Here is an 18,236-nt window from a genome sequence, read left to right on the forward strand (position 1 = left end):
TGTCTCTTACAGGATACTAGTTTTGTTGGACGGGGGCGGGACCCGCTGGCGTGCCATCGTCCGAGGACTTGGGCAGCCCCCAGGCCAGGTCGTCCAGCAGGGTGTCCACCCAGGCGGTCATGGCCGCCGAATCCATGGGCCCCGATCCCAGGGAGCCCGCGAAGGGCGCCGGGATCAGCAGGGTCTGCGTCACCGGGCGGTACTGGCTGCCCTTGTATATTCGTGCGATCCTGGCCTGCAGGGAGTCGGGCATGGTCACGGGCCTGATCCGCACCCGGGTGCCCTGGGAGGCGATCTCCGAAATGCCCATGGAGCGAGCCTTGGCCCGCAGCCTGGCCACCGCGAAGAGGGTGTCGAACTGGGCGGGCGGACGTCCGTATCGGTCGGTCAGCTCCTCGTGCAGGTCGCGCAGATCCTGCTCGTTGCGGGCCGAGGCCAGCTTGCGGTAGGCCTCCAGACGCAGCTTGTCCGAGTCGATGTAGTCCACCGGAATGGAGGCCTCCAGGGGCAGGTCGATGCTGACGGTGACCGGCTCGGTCCGCCCGGGCTCCTTGTACTCTTCCACCGCCTCGGAGACCATGCGCACGTAAAGGTCGAAGCCGACCCCCTCGATGTGGCCGGACTGCTCATCGCCCAGCAGGTTGCCGGTGCCGCGCAGCTCCAGGTCCTTCATGGCCACGTCGTAGCCGGACCCCAGGGCCGTGTTCTGGGCGATGGTGGCCAGCCTGTCGTGGGCGGTCTGGGTCATGGGCTTGCTGGGATCGTAGAGGAAGTAGGCGTAGGCGCGCTCCCGGCCGCGTCCCACCCGGCCGCGCAGCTGGTGGAGCTGGGAGAGCCCGAAGCGGTCGGCCCGGTCCACGATCAACGTATTGGCGTTGGGGATATCCAGGCCGGTCTCGACGATGGTCGTGCAGACCAGCACATCGATGTCCCGGTGCCAGAAGTCGCGGATGACCCCGTCCAGCTGCTTCTCCCCCATCTTGCCGTGGGCCACGCCCACCTTGGCCTCGGGGACCAGCGTCTGCACCTTGGCCGAGACCTTGCCGATGTCCTCCACCCGGTTGTGGATGTAGAAGATCTGCCCCCCGCGCAGAAGCTCGCGGCGAATGGCCGCAGTCACCTGGGCATCCTCGTAGGCGCCCACATAGGTCAGCACCGGCAGACGATCCTCGGGGGGCGTGGCCAGGGTGGACATCTCCCGGATGCCGGTCACCGCCATCTCCAGGGTGCGCGGAATGGGCGTGGCCGACAGGGACAGGACGTCCACATTGGTCCGCATGGCCTTGAGGGTCTCCTTGGCCTCCACGCCGAAGCGCTGCTCCTCGTCCACGATCATCAGGCCCAGATCCTTGAAGCGGATGCGCGGGTTGAGCAGCTTGTGGGTGCCGATGACCACGTCCACGGCCCCGCTGGCCAAGCCCTCCATGGTGGCCTGGTTCTCCTTGGCGGTCTGGAAGCGGCTCATGGCGGCCACGTCCACCGGAAAGCCCTCGAACCGCTCGGTGAAGGTCTGATAGTGCTGCTGTACCAGCAGGGTCGTGGGGACCAGGACCACCACCTGCTTGCCATCCTGAACGGCCTTGAAGGCGGCGCGGATGGCTATTTCGGTCTTGCCGAAGCCCACATCCCCGCAGATCAGGCGGTCCATGGGCACCGGCTTCTCCATGTCGGCCTTGACCTCGTCGATGGCGGTCAGCTGGTCGGGGGTCTCCTGGTAGGGGAAGGCATCCTCCAGCTCCTTCTGCCAGGGGGTGTCGGGGCTGAAGGCGAAGCCCTTGGTGCGCTGCCGGGCCGAGTAGAGCTTGACCAGGCCCTGGGCGATCTTGTGGACGTGCTTGCGGGCCTTGGCCTTGGTGGCCGACCAGTCGGATCCGCCCAGCTTGTTGAGCCTGGGGATCTCGGCGCCGATGTAGCGGCTGACCTGGTCCAGCTGGTCGGCCGGCACGAAGAGCTTGTCTGGCGGGGCGTTGCGTTTGGAGGGTGCGTACTCCAGAACCAGGTACTCCCGGCTGCCCTTGCTGGGGCCCACGCCCACGCTGCGCTGGCGCATGCCCAGGAAGCGGCCGATGCCGTGCTGGTCGTGGACCACGTAGTCGCCGGGTTTGAGCTCGTCCAGGTCGATGGCCTTGCGCCGGCGGTTGGAGGTCTTGCTGCCTGCGGCCACGCTGGTGCGCCCGGTCAGGTCCCGCTCGGTCAGCAGGGCCAGATGGGCGGACTGGTCCACGAAGCCGTCCACGGCCAGGGAACGGTGGTACTCCACCCCGACAACACCAGTGGTCTGCACGGCCCGGCGCAGACGGCTCAGGGTTCCCTGGGCCGGAGCGGTCACCACAACCCGGTCGCCGCGCTCCAGCAGGGAGGCGATGCCCGAGGCGGCCCTATCCTCGTCGCCGCGGTACTGGTCCGGTGCCAGGGCATCCAGACGCTCGGCCCCCTCCCGGTCCGGGTCCACCGACAGGTCGGTCAGCTTCCAGACCTCCCCCTTGCGGTACTCCAGGGATGAGATGACCTCGTCGTAGTCCAGGAAGCTGGCCCTGTCGAAGCTGATGGGCGCACCCGAGCCCTGCCCGGAGGCGGCCACATGCCAGCTGGCGGCCAGGAACTCGTTGGCGGTCTTGACCAGGTCCTGGGCGGAACGGGCCAGCAGCTGCGGCTCCGACAGCAGAATCAGAGCGCCCTCGGGCAGCATGGACCCCACCGGCACCAGGTCGTCGACCAGGGCAGGCAGGAGGGACTCCATGCCCTCCACCGGAATGGCCTGGGCGATGGACTCCAGCATGTCGTCGGCGTTGGGGATGCTTCCGATCAGGGAGCGGGCACGGGCGCGGACCTGGTCGGTCAGCTGCAGCTCGCGGCAGGGCGGCGCCCAGATCCGGTCCAGGTCAGGGCCGTAGGTGCGCTGGTCGGAGGCGTGGAAGCTGCGGATGGTGTCCACCTCGTCGCCGAAGAACTCGATGCGCACCGGGTGGGCCATGGTGGGGACGAAAACATCCAGGATGCCGCCTCGGACGGCGAACTGGCCGCGCTCCATGACCAGATCGACCCGGGTGTAGGCGTTGCGGACCAGAGCTTCGACGGCCTGATCCAGGGGCAGGTCCTGGCCGCGCAGAAAGACCAGGGGCTCCACATCCTGCAGACCCTTGACCACCGGCTGCAGCAGGGAGCGCACGGGCATGACCAGGATGCGGATAGGTCCGAAGTCAGGGTCGCCCTGGACCGGATGGGCCAGCCGCCTGAAGACGGCCATCCGGGAGGCCACGGTGTCTGCCCGGGGCGAGAGCCGTTCGTGAGGCAGGGTCTCCCAGGAGCGCAGCAGGGCCACATCACCCGGGTCGCCCTCATACCAGGAGCGGACGGCGCCGGCCATCTCCTGGGCGTCACGCTCGGAGGGGACCACCAGAACGACCGGGGCACGTCCAGCTGCTGCGGCGGCCAGGGCGGGCCTGATGCCCTGGGGAGCCTGCACCATGAGGGAGGTGTCGGTGTCGGCCGCAGGCTGGGAGTCTCCTTGGACCAACCTTTTGAAGGCAGCATCTGCCTGCAGGTCGTCCAGGAGGGGACGCAGGGACCCGTTCAGCGATTCCTGGGGCTCGGCCTTCTGGGTATGCTCATCGACCATTGAACTGCTCCTGAGCCTGGCTGAGGCCCTTGATGATTACGGTTTCCGCGGCGTCCGCGCCGTCGGCCAAAAACTCAGGCAGACGCTTGCGCTGGTCGCCGGCAAAGGTGCCCAGCACCCAGTCCACAGTGCGCCGATGGGCGTCAGGACCTCCTCGGGCATGCCCCACGCCCATGCGGACCCGGGCGTAGGCGTTGCTGCCCAGGGAGCGGTCGATGGAACGAATGCCATTGTGCCCGCCCGAGGACCCGCCGGCCTTGACCTTGATCCGGCCGAACTCCAGGTCCATGTCGTCATGGATGACCACGACCCGGCCAACCGGTATGTGGTAGTAAGAGCAGATGGAGGCCAGGGCATCGCCGGAGTCGTTCATGAAGGTCAGCGGCTTGGCCAGGAAGAAGGGTGTGCGGCGTCCGTCAAGATCCAGGGTGCCACGGCCCAGCTGGGCCAGGCCCTTGTGATCGCGCAGGTTGACCGACCAGCGTTCGGCCAGCAGATCGGCGCACATGAAGCCCATGTTGTGCCTGGTGCCCTTGTACTCGTCACCCGGGTTGCCCAGTCCGGCTATCAGCCAGAAATCGGATGCCATGTAGGTGATACCTCCTGCTCTCAAACGCGACGGTGAGATTCTACACAGGCTCCCCGACCCCGTTTCGCTCAAGGGACAGGCTCCAGTAGGAGACGTCATGCAGGGAGAACCGGTCCCAGGCGGCCTGGGGCAGGAGGCCGAAGCGGCTGAATCCGAACCGGTGCAGGAGGGCCTTGGAGGCCGAGTTGTCATCGAAGATGATGGCCACGGCCAGACGCATGCCCACCTGCCGGGCGCGCTCCAGCAGGGAATGGACCATCAGGGCTCCCAGGCCACGCCTACGGCTGCCGCGGTCCACGTAGTAGCCCAGCTCGCAGGTCTCCTGGTAGCCGGGCCGGTCGTAGTAGGCCGACAGGGAGCCGAAAGCCAGCACCCTGCCCTCCTGCTCCAGGACCAGGACCGGATGGCCCTGGTCTGGATCATGTGCCAGTAACCATTCCAGGCGCTGATCCAGGCTGACCGGGGCCGTATCCGCCGTGGAACCGCCATCCATGACCGCCTGGTTGTAGATGGCGGTGACTGCCTCCAGGTCCCCGCGGCGGCAGAGCCGGATGCGCGGGGTGGCGCTCACTTGTTGCCGCCCTCCTGGTCGGAGGCCTCCTTGAGGGCTTCGCGCAGACGGTTCTGCGCCTCGCCGTAGGCGCTAAAGTCACCCTTCTTCAGGGCGGCATCGCCGTCGCTCATGGCCTGGTTGGCCTTGTCCAAGGCCTGTTTCAGGGCCTGTCCTGCTGTGGCCGAAGCCCCGCCAGACCCGGTGGTCTTATCCGGGGCCTTACCGGATTGCTTGCTCTGATCAGTATCAGATTTGGTGCGTCCGGTGTTGTCGGCATCGCCGGCCGATGCGCCCGAGTTGCCCTGGAAGGTCTTGTCAAGAGCCGCATCCAGTGTGGCCGACGACGACACCTTGTCTCCGAAGGCCACCAAAACCCGCTTGAGCAGAGGGAAGCTGGTGGCGCCGCTGGACTGGACGTAGACCGGCTGGATGTAGATCAGCCCGCCGCCTATGGGCAGTGTCAGCAGGTTGCCGCGTTTGACCTTGGTGGACCCGGACTGGAGCAGGTTGAGCTCGGTGGAGACCGCAGCGTCCGAGTTGAAGTTGTTCTGGGCCTGCCCTGGGCCGGGAACATTGGAATTCTTGGGCAGCTCCATCAGCCGGATGGTCCCGTAGTCGGGGCCTATCACCCCCTTGGTGGACCCGGCGTCGGAATCCACGGACAGGAACCCGGTCAGGATCTCCCTGGTGGAGGTGCCAGCGGGGATGAAGGTGGAGGTCAACGAGAAGGCGGGCTTGTCAGTCCCCGGTGTCTGCAGGGTCAGATAGTAGGGAGGCTGCTTGACCCCGGCCTTCTGCTCCTTGCTGCTCCCGGTCGGATCCACGGGGGTCTGCCAGAAGTCCTCGCCGGAGAAGAACTGGCTGGCCGAGTTGACGTGGTACTGGGAAAGGAGCTGGCGCTGCACCTTGAACAGGCTCTCCGGGTAGCGCATATGGCTCATCAGGTCGCCCGAGATGGACGAGAGCGGCTTGAACTGGCCGGGGAAGACCTTCTGCCAGGCCTTGAGCACCGGATCCTTGGCGTCCCAGGCATACAGATCCACCGAGCCGTCGTAGGCATCGACCGTAGCCTTGACGGAGTTGCGGATGTAGTTGGCCTTCTGGGAGCCCAGTCCCTTGACGGCCTCCGAGCTCAGGGTGGTCGTGTCCTGGGTGATGGGACCCAGGTCCACCTTCTGGGAGTAGGGGTAGGCATCAGAGGTGGTGTAGCCGTCGACGATCCACTTGACCCGGCCATCCACCACAGCCGGGTAGACGCGACCGTCCAGGGTCAGATAGGGGGCGATCTGGGCCACGCGCTCCTTGGGCGAGCGGTTGTAGAGGATCTGCGAGTCGGGGGTGACGCGGTCCGAGAAGAGGATCTGGTCGGATCCAAAGCGGATGGCGTAGAGGACCCGGGCCAGGAAGTTGCCCACCGAGGGGCCGCCGTTGCCCTTGAAGGTGTTGGTGGCTCCCTTGGAGCCGGTGGGATAGTCGAACTCCCAGCCTGAGGAGCCCTGGGGCGCGCCGACGATGGAGTACTCGGGCGCGTTGGGCGAGAAGTAGATTCGCGGCTCGTAGTGCTGGCTGTCGGTCAGTTTGCCCTTCGTGGGGATGTCCTGTTCGAAGAATTCGGGCTGCCCATCCGGGGTGACCTTGTTGCCGTAGGCGGCCACGATGCCGTAGCCGTGGGTGAAGACCGTGTGGTCGTTGACCCAGTTGCGGTTGTCGTTGCCCTCCAGGTCCAGCTCGCGAGCGCCGATGACCGTGTCCTGGCTGACTCCGTCAATGTCGTACTTGTCGACGGCCAGGGTGTCCTCGAAGGTGTAGTACTGCTTGGACTGCTGCAGCTGACGGAAGGTGGGCGAAACCACCTGGGGATCTAGCAGGCGGATCTGCGCAGTGGTCTCGGCATCACGGGAGAGGGCACCCGACTGGACCTCGGTGGTGGCGTCATAGGCCTCGGTCTTCAGCCTGTCCAGCCCATAGGCCTGGGCGGTGGCGGTGATGTTGCGCTGGATGTAGGCGGACTCCATCTCCTGGGCATTGGGGTTGACCCGGAAGCGCTGGACCAGCGCCGGCCAGAAAACGGTCAGCAGCAGGGACAGGACGACGGTGACGGCTACAGCCAGGACGGGAACCCGCCACTGCTTGACGGCCGAACCCAGCGATCCTGCATGGACACGGCCGGGTTCCAGGGTGGGCGACCTCAGAATCCAGACAGCCAGGATGATGCCCAGCAGGGCCATGACCACAGCCATGATCAGGGTGACGGGAATGGCCGCCTTGACTGAAGTGTAGGAGGCGCCGGTGATCCGGTCGCCCTCCTCGGTCAGCCTGCCGAAGACGCCCAGGGCCGTATCGCCGGCCCAGACCAGCATGAACAGGACCAGCCAGACGGCTACCTGCCTGCGGGCGGCACGGGTCATCTCCAGAATGCCGCGGCCCTGCACGGGCATGGTCAGCCGAATGCCGCCCATGAGGAAGTTGGTGACCAGGCTGAAGACCGTGGCCGCCAGCAGCATCATCAGCAGGGAGGAGACCAGCAGCCGCAGGCCGGGCAGGATGAAGACGTAGAAGCCGTTGTCCAGGCCGAACTGGGGATCGCGCACCCCGAAGGACTGGGCGTTGAAGAGCAGGAGCACCTGCTTCCAGTCGGCGTTGAACTGGAAGCCGAAGAAAACACCGACGACCAGGGAGACCACCGCGGCCACCTTGAGCGCCTTGCGTGAAGAGACCCCCTTGCCGACCTCGATCAGATCTCCCCTGACCCTGATGGTGGACCCGTCGGGCGAATCGGGACGGCTGCGGATAGCCAGGAAGGCCGAGAGCAGGGTCACTGCGGCCAGCAGCAGGGCGTAGGCCAGCCACAGGCCCACCTTGATGCCCAGCTGGGTCCAGACGATCTGAGCCGCCCCCAGCTGGGAAAACCACATGACATCGGTGATGAAGCGGCTGAGCCCGAACAGGAGCAGGAGGACGACCAGGACGACAGCGACAACCACGGCCAGAATCCGCATGCCCCGGGAAGGTCCGTTATTGTCCTTCTTGCGGGAGGTCAGCCGGGGGTCGCCTGGTCCGGCGAAGCGGAAACGTGGCGTGCCGCCGCCCCCTTGGCCGGGACCCTCCCCATCGGTCTGCACATGCAGGATGACCGGGTCGTCGTCGTTGCGACGCCGGCCTGGTCCGCCTGGGCCGCCCTCGGGGTCGAACATGGAACCGAAGAAATCGAAGAATGACATGTACCTAGCCTACATGAGACGGCGGTCCTGGATGGCTTGCCTGTAGACCTCCTCCACCTGATCGGCCACCGTGGTCACGTCGTAGCGATCCAAGAGCGCCAGCTGGTCATGGCGCACGTTCCGCCTCCAGGAGGGGTCCCCCAAGGCCTGGGTGATTCGCCGGGCCAGCAGATCGGGTGTGTTGGGCGAGTCGACGGGCACCAGAGCCCGCTCATCGCCCATCAGGGTGGACCGGTAGCCGGGATTGTCCCCGGCCAGCACCGGAGCCGTGCCCGAGGCGATGGCCTCCAGCAGGACGATGCCGAAGCGACTCGCCCCCGGTGGAGGGAAAGACGGTCAGGTCGGAGGAGGCCAGCAGGGCGGGCTTGTCCTTCTCGTCCACAAATCCGGGGAAGGCCACCGGTGTGCGCAGAGCGGCGGCCTTCCGACGGCAGTCCTCCAGCAGCGGGCCCTTGCCGGCCATGGTCACATGCAGGCCCTCGGGCAGAATGCCGGCCCGCTCCCCAGCCTGGAGGGCCGAAAGCAGGATCCCCGCCCCCTTGCGGGCCACGAACCGCCCCAGGAAGACCAGATGCGGCCCCTGGCCGTGCAGGCGCGCCACCTCCTGGTCGCCAGCGGCCTGTCGGGCCCGGCGCAGGGCAGCCACGTCCACGGGGTTGGCCACCACCCTGCTGGGCACGCCGGCAGTCTGCCGGGCATAGCTGGCCGCCACTGGCGAGACCGCGATGACCCTGTCGATGCGCCTATGGGTCCTGCGGTTGATCATCCCCAGCAGCCGGCCGCCCAGCAGCTGCAGGCTCCCTGTGGGGGCGATGTGATAGGTGGCCACCAGGGCTGTTGCCGGGTTCGCGGCGCGGATGACCCGACCTGCCAGGAAGGGACTGTAGGGGGCCTGGACGTGCAGCAGGTCGAAGTGCCCGGCCTCCAGGACCCGGCGGATGGGCGCCTTGGGCGCCGGCAGCGGTATGCGCATCCTGTTGCCATTGAAGGAGACCATGACGTTGCGGGACAGGGAGTGGACACCGTCAACCGGCGGATGGGCGGTCTGACCGACCAGATACTGGACCCTGTGGCCCCGCCTGCCCAGCTCCCGTCCCAGGGTCAGAATGTGCTGCTGGACTCCGTCAAAGACATCCAGGGTGTCATCGAAGACGAATCCGATGCTGAGCGTCACTGAGCGTCCTGGCCAGCTCCGGGCTCGTTCCCTGCGGCCAGCTGACGACCCTTCAAGGCCAGGGCCACCAGGTGCCGGTCGGCGGCCTCCCGCGCCTGCGGGTCATCGTTGCCCGAGTCCAGATTGTCCACATAGATGGTCTCCACCTGAGCGACCTGGCAGTACTTGAGGAAGGTTTGCCTGCGCAGCTGGTTGTCCAGGGCCTCGCCGATGCCGCTGGACTGGTACCATTCCTTGTCTCCGCCGGTCAGCATGACCAGCTCCACCCGGCGCCCGGCCAAGGCACCCGGGGTGCCATCAGCGTGGTAAGCGAAGCCCCGGCAGATGACCCGGTCGATGAAGCCCTTCATGATGGCCGGCATGCTGTACCAGTAGACGGGGAAGACCAGGGCCAGCACGTCCGCATCCTTGATGCGCTCCTGCATGGCCTGGGCATCCTCGGGCATGGGTCCCTGGCCCAGGTAGTGGGTCCTGTCCTCCATGCCGAAGACGGGATTGAATCCCTCGGCGCAAAGGTCGATCAACTCGGTGCGAGCCCCGCCCTCGGCCGCCCCGTCCAGCAGGGCGTTGCCCGCCGCATCGGTCAGGCTCTTGGGTTCGGGGTTGGCCGTGACTGCCACGATCTTCATAGGGATTCGCTCCTTACATTCCATTTCGCGCCTGCACCGACTGCGTGCAGACCCTTGTCATTGTCAGTCCTGGCAAGGACGGCAACACCGGTTTGGCAAATGCTTGACACTGCTCTGAGGCCCATCTATGTTATTGGGTGGTCGGTAGGTGAAGCTACCGCATGGACAAGGCATGCTGCCGCAAAGTGGTGGAGACACCCCGCGCAGGTCAACAGTCCCCGTCGGATCAAGGCAGGGACTAATGCAGGGCCAAATACCATGCGAAGCCGAAGCTTGAACGATGACAATGGTCGGCTCATGGCCGATCGCCACGCCGTCTTCGAGGCTGCCGACAGGGATGTTCCGCACCTTGGAGGGAGGCCATCGTGAATACTGTCGCACTGCCAGGAATGCTCCGTTCGCCACTGAACGACGACCGCAGCCAGGCATCGCGCTCCACCCGCATATGGACGGGTCTGGCCGTAGCCATTGGCGCTCTGGTCCTGCTGGGGGCCTTGGCCTATCTGCTGCCGGCCCTGGGCGCGCCCATCGGCCCCGCCGGGGTACCCTCGCACGTCTCCACCGACCCGGCCAACCTGCCCTACTACGCGCTGCGCTCCCTCTTCCGCATGTTCACGGCCCTGATCATCTCCCTGGTCTTCGCCTTCCTCTACGGGCTGGCCGCCGCGCGCTCCCGCCGCCTGGGCGCCGTGCTCATCCCCCTGCTGGACATCCTGCAGTCGGTGCCCGTCCTGGGCTTTCTGTCGGCCACCATCTCCATCTGGCTGGTCCTCTTCCCCGGGTCCATCATGGGCGTGGAGGCGGCCTCCATCTTCGCCATCTTCACCAGCCAGGCCTGGAACATGGCCTTCTCCTTCTATAACTCCCTGACCAGCGAGCCCTCCGACCTGGACGAGGCGGTGAGGCTGATGCGCCTGACCCGCTGGCAGCGCTTCTGGAAGCTGGATGTGCCCAACTCCATGATCCCCCTGCTCTGGAACTGCATGATGAGCATGGGCGGCGGCTGGTTCTTCCTGACCGCCTCCGAGATGATCTCGGTCAACAACAGGACCCTGGCCCTGCCCGGCATCGGCTCCTTCGTGGAGGAGGCCACCGCCGAGCAGGACCTGGGCAAGGTGGGGCTGGCCATCCTGACCATGATCGTGGTGGTGCTGCTGATTGACTTCCTGCTCTGGAAGCCGCTGACCGCCTGGGCCGAGAAGTTCCGCTACACCAGCAGCCAGTCCACCGAGCCCCGGCGCAGCCTGGTGCTGACGATCATCCGCCTGTCCGGGGTCAAGGACCTGCTGGGCCTGGTGGGCCATCCCCTGGCCGACCTGCTGGACCGGATCACCCGCCCCCTGGGCCGCACCGGGGCGCGCTGGAGCCGTGGAGGCGGACGCAGGCGGGCAAGCGACCTGGTCTGGTGGGTCTGCCTGGCCCTGATCGGTCTGTGGGGTCTCTGGCAGCTGGACCGCCTGGTCATCCGCCCGCTGGGCCTGGGCGAGGTCGGCCACGTCTTCCAGCTGGGCCTGCTGACCTTCCTGCGAGTGCTGATCCTGATGGTGGTCTGCACCATCGTCTGGGTGCCCATCGGTGCCCTGATCGGCATGAATCCGCGCATCTCCCGCTATCTGCAGCCCCTGGTGCAGATCCTGGCCTCCTTCCCGGCCAACTTCATCTTCCCCTTCGTCACCATGGTCTTCATCATCTGGCGGATCGACATCAACTGGGGCAGCATCCTGCTCATGGCCCTGGGCACCCAGTGGTACATCCTCTTCAACGTCATCGCCGGAGCCTCGGCCATCCCCGACGACCTGCTGGAGATGTCGCGCAGCCTGGGGCAGAACCGCTGGCAGCGATGGAAGACCCTGATCCTGCCGGCCCTGTTCGGCTCCTGGTGCACCGGCGGCATCACAGCGGCCGGCGGGGCCTGGAACGCCTCCATCGTCTCCGAGGTGGTCTCCTACGGCAAGACCGAGCTGACGGCCAAGGGCCTGGGTGCCTACATCGCCCAGGTGACCGCCACCGGCGACACCCCCCGCATCATCCTGGGGGTGGCCGTCATGAGCATCTTCGTGGTCCTGGCCGACCGGTTCTTCTGGTCTCCCCTGCAATCACTGGCACAACGGCGCTATTCCCTGACATGAGAAGTCTGAGAGGTTCGACAATGACCAAGATCAATTCCAACGGGATCATCACGGCCGAGCACGTGACCAAGACCTACCAGTCCGACAAGGGCGCGGAGCTGACCGTCCTGGACAGCATCGACTTCACCCTGCACGAGGGCGAGGTGGTGGCCATCCTGGGCCGCTCCGGCGCCGGCAAGTCCACCCTGCTGCGCATCCTGGCCGGCCTGGTTCCAGCCAGCAAGGGCAGCGTCGAATACCGGGGCAAGCAGCTGGACGGGCCCAACCCCGGCGTGGCTCTGGTCTTCCAGAGCTTCGCCCTGATGCCCTGGCTGACCGTCAAGGACAACGTGGAGCTGGGCCTGCAGGCCCGTGGCGTGCCTAAGAAGGAGCGCGAGAAACTCTCCCTGGCCGCCATCGACGCCATCGGCCTGGACGGCTTCGAAAGCGCCTACCCCAAGGAGCTCTCCGGCGGCATGCGCCAGCGCGTGGGCATCGCCCGTGCCCTGGTCCTCAAGCCGGACGCCCTCTTCATGGACGAGCCCTTCTCGGCCCTGGACGTGTTGACTGCCGAAAACCTTCGCCAGGAGGTCCTCAAGGTCTGGTCCGAGGAGGCGGGCAGCGTCAAGTCGGTCCTGATCGTCACCCACAACATCGAGGAGGCCGTGGAGATGGCCGACCGGGTCCTGGTCCTGGACTCGCATCCGGGCCGGGTCATCGCCGACGTGCCCATCAACCTGGACAGGCCTCGGGACAAGCAGTCCGACCTCTTCCAGTCCTGCGTGGACTACCTCTACTCCATCCTGACCGGCCAGCGCGACAGCGAGGACATCCGCCGCCGTCTGCAGACCAAGGTGCGCAACCGTCAGGCTGTGCGGGATTCGGTCCGGGACGAGGACACCGCCGAGCGCAACCTGCCCGATGCCACCCCCGGCGGCCTGGCCGGTCTGGCCGATGTCATGGTCAACCAGCCCAACGGCATGGATCTGGCCGACCTGGCCGCCAAGCTCTCCTTCGAGGTGGATGACCTCTTCCCCCTGATTGACGCCGGGCTCATGCTGGGCATCTTCCAGGCGGACAACGGGCACGTCAGGCTGACCGACCAGGGCCGTGCCTGGCACGACGCGGACATTCTGGAGAGCAAGGAGATGTTCTCACGGATGCTGATGGATCATGTTCCGCTGATCCGCATCATCGACCGGGCCCTGAAGAACAGCGACGACAAGAGCCTGCATGGCTCCCTGATCCTGGATCTGCTGCGGGCCCACCACTCGGACAAGGAGGCCGTCCAGCAGTTCGACACCGCCATCACCTGGGGCCGCTACGGCGAGCTCTTCGACTACGATGCCGACGACGACCGGCTGACCCTGGATCCGGAAAACCACACCGAGTGAACAGTCTCGCAGCTGCGACGGCTGCGGTCCCCTTGGGCTCCTAGAATGAGCCTCGGGCGATGGAACCCGCCCGGGGCTTGAGCCCCGAACCGCAAACTGCTGATAGTTCCTGCACCATGATTCGACGACCCGTCTGTGGGCCGGGTGCAGGCGCATGCCATTCAGCCCGACCCTGCGGACGCTGATCCGTCGGGAACCGAGCCTTCAATGACCAAATCCCCTACCGGACCTGATATGGCCACAGCCCTGGTGGTGATGCTAGGCGGAACACTAGGCACCGGCTGCCGGTACGCCCTGAGCCTGCTGCCGGGCCAGAGCGGCCCCCTGCATCCGGGAACCCTCCTGGCCAACCTGATCGCCTGCGCAGGCTACGCCCTGCTGACCGCCTTCCTGGCCGGGCTGCCCAAAAGCACGCATGAGCGCCGAAGGCAGCTGACCAACAAGGGTCTGGGCATGGGCCTGTGCGGAGGGCTGTCGACCATGTCCACGCTCTCGCTGGAACTGGTCCAAGGACTGTCGGGCGGCCAAGTCCGGGCAACCCTTGTCTACCTGCTGGTCTCCTTTGCCGGAGGCCTGATGGCCTCCTGGGCCATGGCCGCGCTGGGAGCACGTCTGGCCGCACATATCCAGGCGGGTGCGCGATGACCATTGCATTGACATTGCTGATCTGCCTGTGCGGCGGCCTGGGGGCCGGACTGCGCTACCTGCTGGACACCCTGGTCAAGGCCCGCTGGCAGGTGGACCTGCCCCTGTCGACCATGATCATCAACCTGCTGGCCGGATTGGCTGCAGGGCTGGTGGCCGCCCTGGCCGCCTTCCACGGACTGCCCGCCTGGGGACGGCTGCTGCTGGCCACAGGACTGCTGGGCGGCTTCTCCACCTTCTCGACAGCGGTCAACGAAGTGTTGGCCCTGACCCGGCAGAGACGGCATCTGGCGGCTCTTGGCTATCTGGCAGCTTCAATCTTTCTGCCGCCCCTGCTGACGGCCCTGGGCTTCCTGCTGGCCGGACCGGGCCTGTAGCAGATCCAGCCAGCAATCAAGGAGCTGCGGAACCTAGGCGCGAACCGGTTCCGGACGACCCTGGGCGGAGTCGGCGGCAATCCCCAGACGGTCGTCATGCCGACGCCACCAGGCGGACAGCACCGAGCCGGAGATGTTGTGCCAGACACTGAAGAAGGTGGAGGGGATGGCCACAATCGGGTCGGCCGCGAAAGCCTGCAGTGCCAGGGTCGCGCCCAGTCCGGAATCCTGCATGCCCACCTCGAAGGTAATGGCCTTCTGCTGGGCGTAGCGGAACCCCTTGGGGTAGAGGCGGTACATGAGCCGGCTGAAGAGGAAGCCCAGCCCGTACCCGCACAGGTTGTGAAGCATGACCACTGGCAGGACCAGGGCGGTGGCGGCGGTGAAGAGCTTGGCATGGTTGACGGAGACGACCACGCCGATGATGATCAGTATGGCGATCTGCGAGACTGCCGGCAGGGCCACGGTCACCTTCTGCACCTTCTCCTTGAATATGGCGTGGACGGCCAGGCCCAGGGCGATGGGGATCAGCACCACCTCAAGGGCGGTCAGGAAGAGCTGCTTGGTGGGGATGGCCACATACTGGCTGGCCAGCAGGTTCATCAGCATGGGGATCATGAAGGGCGCACACAAGGTGGAGAGCAGTCCTATGGACACATCCAGGGCCACATCGCCTCGTGACAGATAGGACATGACGTTGGAGGAGGTCCCCGAGGGGCAGCAGCCCACCAGGATGACTCCCACGGCGATCATGCCGTCCAGGCGGAAGATGCGGCAGAGCAGCACGGCCAGCAGGGGCATAATCAGGTAATGGGCTATGGTGCCGACGATGACCATGAGCGGCATCTTGAGGATTCGCTTGAAGTCGTCCAGGCTCAGGGTCAGCCCCATGCCGAAGAGAATAATGCTCAGGAAGTAGTTGGTGTAGCTACGGGCCCAAATGCTAATCTGCGGGACAAAGAAGTTGATGGCGGCCCACGCTAGGACCACCAGAATGAACCACTTAGTCAACCAGTCACTGAACCGCTGCACCTTTTGCATGATTCCTGACCACTTCCTCTCGATAATTCTCTCTGTGGTAGGGGCAAAGTTAGAAAACCGAGGGCAGGCACGACGGCGAATGGTCGCATTTTGGACGAGGCAATCCCGGCTTGCCAGAGAAATTCACTTGACCAGGACGGGTGTGCCGGTGGGCACGGACTGCATGATCCACCGAGCGTCGGGCACCGTCAGCCGGATGCAGCCGTGGGAACCAGGGCGGATGCCCAGCATATCGGCCTCCTCCTTGATGTAGCCGCCCTTGGAATCTGTGGGGACCGAGTGGAAGAGGAAGACCCCGTGGTTCAGAAAGCTGGTGTAGTAGCGGGCGCCCATCCCCTCGCCGGGATTGTAGAAGTGGTCGCCGCGCTCGGCCTGGATGCGGAAGCTGCCCCTGGGCGTGGAGTCATCCATGCCCGTCGAGGCATACATGGTATAGAGCAGGTCTGACCCATCACGCACGTAGACCCGCTGGTCCCGAAGGCTGACCTCCAGAGAGAGGCCAGGGTGGGCTGCAGGATCCGGGTAATCAACCTGCTGGGAAGGCTTGAGCCAATCGACAGGATGAGCGGAAGTAGCAGCAGGGTCTGGCTTCTGCTGCTTTGTCTGCTGCTTTGTCGTTGATGAAGAGGAGGCAGATTTACTGGGATGATGTGCCTTGGGGAATCGTCTGACCGAAACGGTGGATGTGCTCGAAGCACCCGCAGGTGTGGTTCGTTCCGCATGAGCCGCATCCACCGGTTGGAACAGGTTGACGATCACGACTGTCAGCAACAGCGTCAGCAGGGCGCTTGTCACTACCACAGGCGTGCGGCGGACAGGATCCAGCAGCCAACGGAGCATGGCAAGCGCACGCCGCTTAAGGCGTTCGCTATCCAATCCCCAGACAGCCATGTCCTTCCCCTTCGTCGCCATTGAACGAACCTGTATGCACAGTTCATTGTAGTGACAAACGAAACCGGGAGAGACTCAGCCTTTCAGCACCTGCCTGGCCCAATCCTCCAGAAGGTCGCAGACCAGGGCGGTCTGCTCGATCTGCACATTGTGGCCGGCCCGGTCCAGCACCGAGTAGGAGGCCCGGGGGAAGCGGCAGGCCAGGTCGAACTGGTCCAGGTAGCCCACACGGTCGTCCTGGCGGCCGCAGACAAAGAGGACAGGGGCTATGAACCCGTTCCAGGCGCGGTCGAAGTCCATATCCAGCCGGTAGTGCCCCTCCATCCGAGCCGCCGTATCGGCATCGGCCGAACGAATGCCGGGCATGATGGTGCGTTGGTAGGCCTCAAGATGCTCCCGGGACTCCACCACAGCCATCTGCCGGTAGGCATGCCTGGTGAACTCGTCCACATCGGCCAAGCCCTGGTCGTCCCGGACCAGCACCTGACGCGGGGGCAGGCGCCTGTGGGCGGTCACCGGGTCGACCACCGAGGAGAGCAGAGCCATCCCCCGGCAGCGGTCCAGTCGACCGGCGGCGGCATGGCGGCTGAGCAGCCCGCCCAGGGAGTTGCCCACCAGGGCGAAAGGGCCGCCACCGCTGAAAATGTCCACCTGCTTATCCAGCCACCGGGCCAAGCCGTCCAGGTCGAGGATGGACGGGTCAGGCGGCGTGCGGCCGAAGCCAGGCTGGTCCAGGTAGATCCGCTCGAATCCGCCCACCCGCTCGAAGACGGGGTCCAGGTCATCGAAGATGTGATGGTCCACGCCGGACCCGTGCACGAAGATCAGCGGCAGCCCATGACTCCGGCGAATGGCGAACCCGGGACGGGCGCTCACTTCTTGGAGCCGGAGGGGATGCCGGTCTTGAACTCCACGATGTCGCCGTCCTGCATGACGTAGTCCTTGCCCTCAAGGCGCATCTTGCCCTCCTCGCGCACCTTGGCGTAGGAGCCGTCGGCGGCCACGAAGTCGTCGTAGGAGACCACCTCGGCCTTGATGAAGCCCTTCTCGAAGTCGGTGTGGATGACGCCAGCGGCCTGGGGGGCAGTCCAGCCCTTGTGAATCTGCCAGGCGCGCACCTCCTTGACCCCGGCTGTCAGGAAGGTCTGCAGGCCAAGAATGTCGAAGCCCACCCGGGCCAGCTGGTCCAGGCCGGACTCCTTGAGCCCGGCATCGGTCAGCATCTCGCGGGCGTCGGCCTCGTCAAGCTCGGTCAGCTCGGACTCGAACTGGGCGTTGAGGAAGATGGCAGGCGCAGGAGCCACGGAGTCGGCCAGCTGCTTCTTCATATCCTCGTTCTGCAGCTCGTCGTCGTCCACGTTGAAGACGTAGATGAAGGGCTTGGCGGTCATCAGATGCAGGTCGTAGAGCTCGTCCTTGTCGATGTCCCCGGCCTGGGCCGCCTGGTCGATGGTCCGCCCCTGGCCCAGAATCTCCTTGGCCTTACGGACCGTGTCCAGGTAGGCGGGCTTGATCTTGCCGCCGCGCTGGTCCTTCTCCAGCTTGGGCAGGGCCTTGTCGATGGTCTGCATGTCGGCCAGGATCAGCTCGGTGTTGATGGTGTCGATGTCGTCGGCCGGATCCACCTTGCCGTTGACGTGGACGATGTCGTCGTCATTGAAGGCGCGAACCACCTCGCAGATGGCGTCGGCCTCGCGGATGTTGGCCAGGAACTGGTTGCCCAGCCCCTCCCCCTCCGAGGCTCCCTTGACGATGCCGGCGATGTCCACGAAGGTGACCGTGGCGGGCACGATCTTGTCCGTGTGGACCAGCCTGGCCAGTACGGGCAGCCGGTCGTCGGGCAGGGGCACGATGCCGGTGTTGGGCTCGATGGTGGCGAAGGGGTAGTTCTCCGCCAGAACGTTGTTGCGGGTGAGGGCGTTGAAGAGTGTGGACTTGCCGACGTTGGGCAGCCCGACGATTCCTATGGTTAACGACATATCCACCAGTCTATTG

Annotated in this window: 13 protein-coding genes, 1 pseudogene and 2 riboswitches; of the genes and pseudogenes, 4 read left to right on the forward strand and 10 right to left on the reverse strand. The window is 65.6% G+C overall.

The annotated features are described in order from the left end of the window. Window positions 1–16: 16 nt before the first annotated feature. The 6 genes and pseudogenes from mfd to RAM15_RS04785 all read right to left on the reverse strand — a co-directional run bounded on the left by mfd (window position 17) and on the right by RAM15_RS04785 (window position 9,785). Window positions 17–3,619 (reverse strand): transcription-repair coupling factor, encoded by a 3,603-nt coding sequence (gene mfd / locus RAM15_RS04760; RefSeq protein WP_306220973.1) that lies wholly within the window; start codon window positions 3,617–3,619, stop codon window positions 17–19. Continuing rightward, a complete protein-coding gene (gene pth, locus RAM15_RS04765) occupies window positions 3,609–4,208 on the reverse strand; it encodes an aminoacyl-tRNA hydrolase (RefSeq protein WP_306220974.1) in 600 nt (199 codons plus the stop codon). The genes mfd and pth overlap by 11 nt, the downstream gene beginning before the upstream one ends. A 40-nt stretch (window positions 4,209–4,248) precedes the next feature. After that, complete coding sequence (locus RAM15_RS04770; RefSeq protein ID WP_306220975.1) at window positions 4,249–4,779, reverse strand: GNAT family N-acetyltransferase; 531 nt, start codon at window positions 4,777–4,779, stop codon at window positions 4,249–4,251. Continuing rightward, window positions 4,776–7,982: a UPF0182 family membrane protein gene (locus tag RAM15_RS04775; RefSeq protein ID WP_306220976.1), complete on the reverse strand. Its 3,207-nt coding sequence runs from the start codon at window positions 7,980–7,982 to the stop codon at window positions 4,776–4,778. The genes RAM15_RS04770 and RAM15_RS04775 overlap by 4 nt, the downstream gene beginning before the upstream one ends. A gap of 9 nt (window positions 7,983–7,991) precedes the next feature. Further along, window positions 7,992–9,156, reverse strand: a pseudogene (locus RAM15_RS04780) (glycosyltransferase family 4 protein). Then, on the reverse strand, window positions 9,153–9,785 hold the full coding sequence (locus RAM15_RS04785) for an NAD(P)H-dependent oxidoreductase (RefSeq protein WP_306220977.1): 633 nt from the start codon (window positions 9,783–9,785) through the stop codon (window positions 9,153–9,155). Before RAM15_RS04785 ends, RAM15_RS04780 begins: the two are co-directional and overlap by 4 nt. A gap of 133 nt (window positions 9,786–9,918) precedes the next feature. After that, window positions 9,919–10,077: riboswitch (M-box (ykoK) riboswitch) on the forward strand. A gap of 97 nt (window positions 10,078–10,174) precedes the next feature. Here RAM15_RS04785 and RAM15_RS04790 point away from each other — a divergent pair. The 4 genes from RAM15_RS04790 to RAM15_RS04805 all read left to right on the forward strand — a co-directional run bounded on the left by RAM15_RS04790 (window position 10,175) and on the right by RAM15_RS04805 (window position 14,309). Continuing rightward, window positions 10,175–11,914, forward strand: coding sequence for an ABC transporter permease (locus tag RAM15_RS04790; RefSeq protein WP_306222250.1), 1,740 nt, complete (start codon window positions 10,175–10,177; stop codon window positions 11,912–11,914). Between the two features lie 20 nt (window positions 11,915–11,934). Further along, window positions 11,935–13,287, forward strand: a complete 1,353-nt coding sequence (locus RAM15_RS04795) for an ABC transporter ATP-binding protein (protein WP_372338640.1) — start codon at window positions 11,935–11,937, stop codon at window positions 13,285–13,287. A gap of 46 nt (window positions 13,288–13,333) precedes the next feature. After that, window positions 13,334–13,406, forward strand: a riboswitch (Fluoride riboswitch). Window positions 13,407–13,494: 88 nt separating this feature from the next. Then, window positions 13,495–13,932 (forward strand): fluoride efflux transporter FluC, encoded by a 438-nt coding sequence (locus RAM15_RS04800; RefSeq protein WP_306220979.1) that lies wholly within the window; start codon window positions 13,495–13,497, stop codon window positions 13,930–13,932. Beyond that, complete coding sequence (locus RAM15_RS04805; RefSeq protein ID WP_306220980.1) at window positions 13,929–14,309, forward strand: fluoride efflux transporter FluC; 381 nt, start codon at window positions 13,929–13,931, stop codon at window positions 14,307–14,309. The genes RAM15_RS04800 and RAM15_RS04805 overlap by 4 nt, the downstream gene beginning before the upstream one ends. Before the next feature lie 33 nt (window positions 14,310–14,342). Here RAM15_RS04805 and RAM15_RS04810 read toward each other — a convergent pair whose 3' ends face one another. The 4 genes from RAM15_RS04810 to ychF form a co-directional block, all read right to left on the reverse strand. Then, on the reverse strand, window positions 14,343–15,350 hold the full coding sequence (locus RAM15_RS04810; RefSeq protein ID WP_306220981.1) for a bile acid:sodium symporter family protein: 1,008 nt from the start codon (window positions 15,348–15,350) through the stop codon (window positions 14,343–14,345). A 123-nt stretch (window positions 15,351–15,473) separates the two neighbouring features. Continuing rightward, window positions 15,474–16,262: a L,D-transpeptidase gene (locus tag RAM15_RS04815; protein WP_306220982.1), complete on the reverse strand. Its 789-nt coding sequence runs from the start codon at window positions 16,260–16,262 to the stop codon at window positions 15,474–15,476. A 54-nt stretch (window positions 16,263–16,316) separates the two neighbouring features. After that, a complete protein-coding gene (locus RAM15_RS04820) occupies window positions 16,317–17,117 on the reverse strand; it encodes an alpha/beta fold hydrolase (RefSeq protein WP_306220983.1) in 801 nt (266 codons plus the stop codon). Then, window positions 17,114–18,220: a redox-regulated ATPase YchF gene (ychF, locus tag RAM15_RS04825; protein WP_306220984.1), complete on the reverse strand. Its 1,107-nt coding sequence runs from the start codon at window positions 18,218–18,220 to the stop codon at window positions 17,114–17,116. The genes RAM15_RS04820 and ychF overlap by 4 nt, the downstream gene beginning before the upstream one ends. Window positions 18,221–18,236: the final 16 nt, after the last annotated feature.

The organism is Bifidobacterium asteroides, assembly GCF_030758775.1.
Taxonomy (GTDB): Bacteria; Actinomycetota; Actinomycetes; order Actinomycetales; family Bifidobacteriaceae; genus Bombiscardovia; species Bombiscardovia kimbladii.

Bases quoted from the DNA above. Each gene is read 5' to 3' on its own strand.
- mfd (WP_306220973.1), bottom strand. From the start codon at position 3,619: ATGGTCGATGAGCATACCCAGAAGGCCGAGCCCCAGGAATCGCTGAAC.
- pth (WP_306220974.1), bottom strand. From the start codon at position 4,208: ATGGCATCCGATTTCTGGCTGATAGCCGGACTGGGCAACCCGGGTGAC.
- RAM15_RS04775 (WP_306220976.1), bottom strand. From the start codon at position 7,982: ATGTCATTCTTCGATTTCTTCGGTTCCATGTTCGACCCCGAGGGCGGC.
- RAM15_RS04785 (WP_306220977.1), bottom strand. From the start codon at position 9,785: ATGAAGATCGTGGCAGTCACGGCCAACCCCGAACCCAAGAGCCTGACC.
- RAM15_RS04790 (WP_306222250.1), top strand. From the start codon at position 10,175: ATGCTCCGTTCGCCACTGAACGACGACCGCAGCCAGGCATCGCGCTCC.
- RAM15_RS04795 (WP_372338640.1), top strand. From the start codon at position 11,935: ATGACCAAGATCAATTCCAACGGGATCATCACGGCCGAGCACGTGACC.
- RAM15_RS04800 (WP_306220979.1), top strand. From the start codon at position 13,495: ATGACCAAATCCCCTACCGGACCTGATATGGCCACAGCCCTGGTGGTG.
- RAM15_RS04805 (WP_306220980.1), top strand. From the start codon at position 13,929: ATGACCATTGCATTGACATTGCTGATCTGCCTGTGCGGCGGCCTGGGG.
- RAM15_RS04810 (WP_306220981.1), bottom strand. From the start codon at position 15,350: ATGCAAAAGGTGCAGCGGTTCAGTGACTGGTTGACTAAGTGGTTCATT.
- RAM15_RS04815 (WP_306220982.1), bottom strand. From the start codon at position 16,262: ATGGCGACGAAGGGGAAGGACATGGCTGTCTGGGGATTGGATAGCGAA.
- ychF (WP_306220984.1), bottom strand. From the start codon at position 18,220: ATGTCGTTAACCATAGGAATCGTCGGGCTGCCCAACGTCGGCAAGTCC.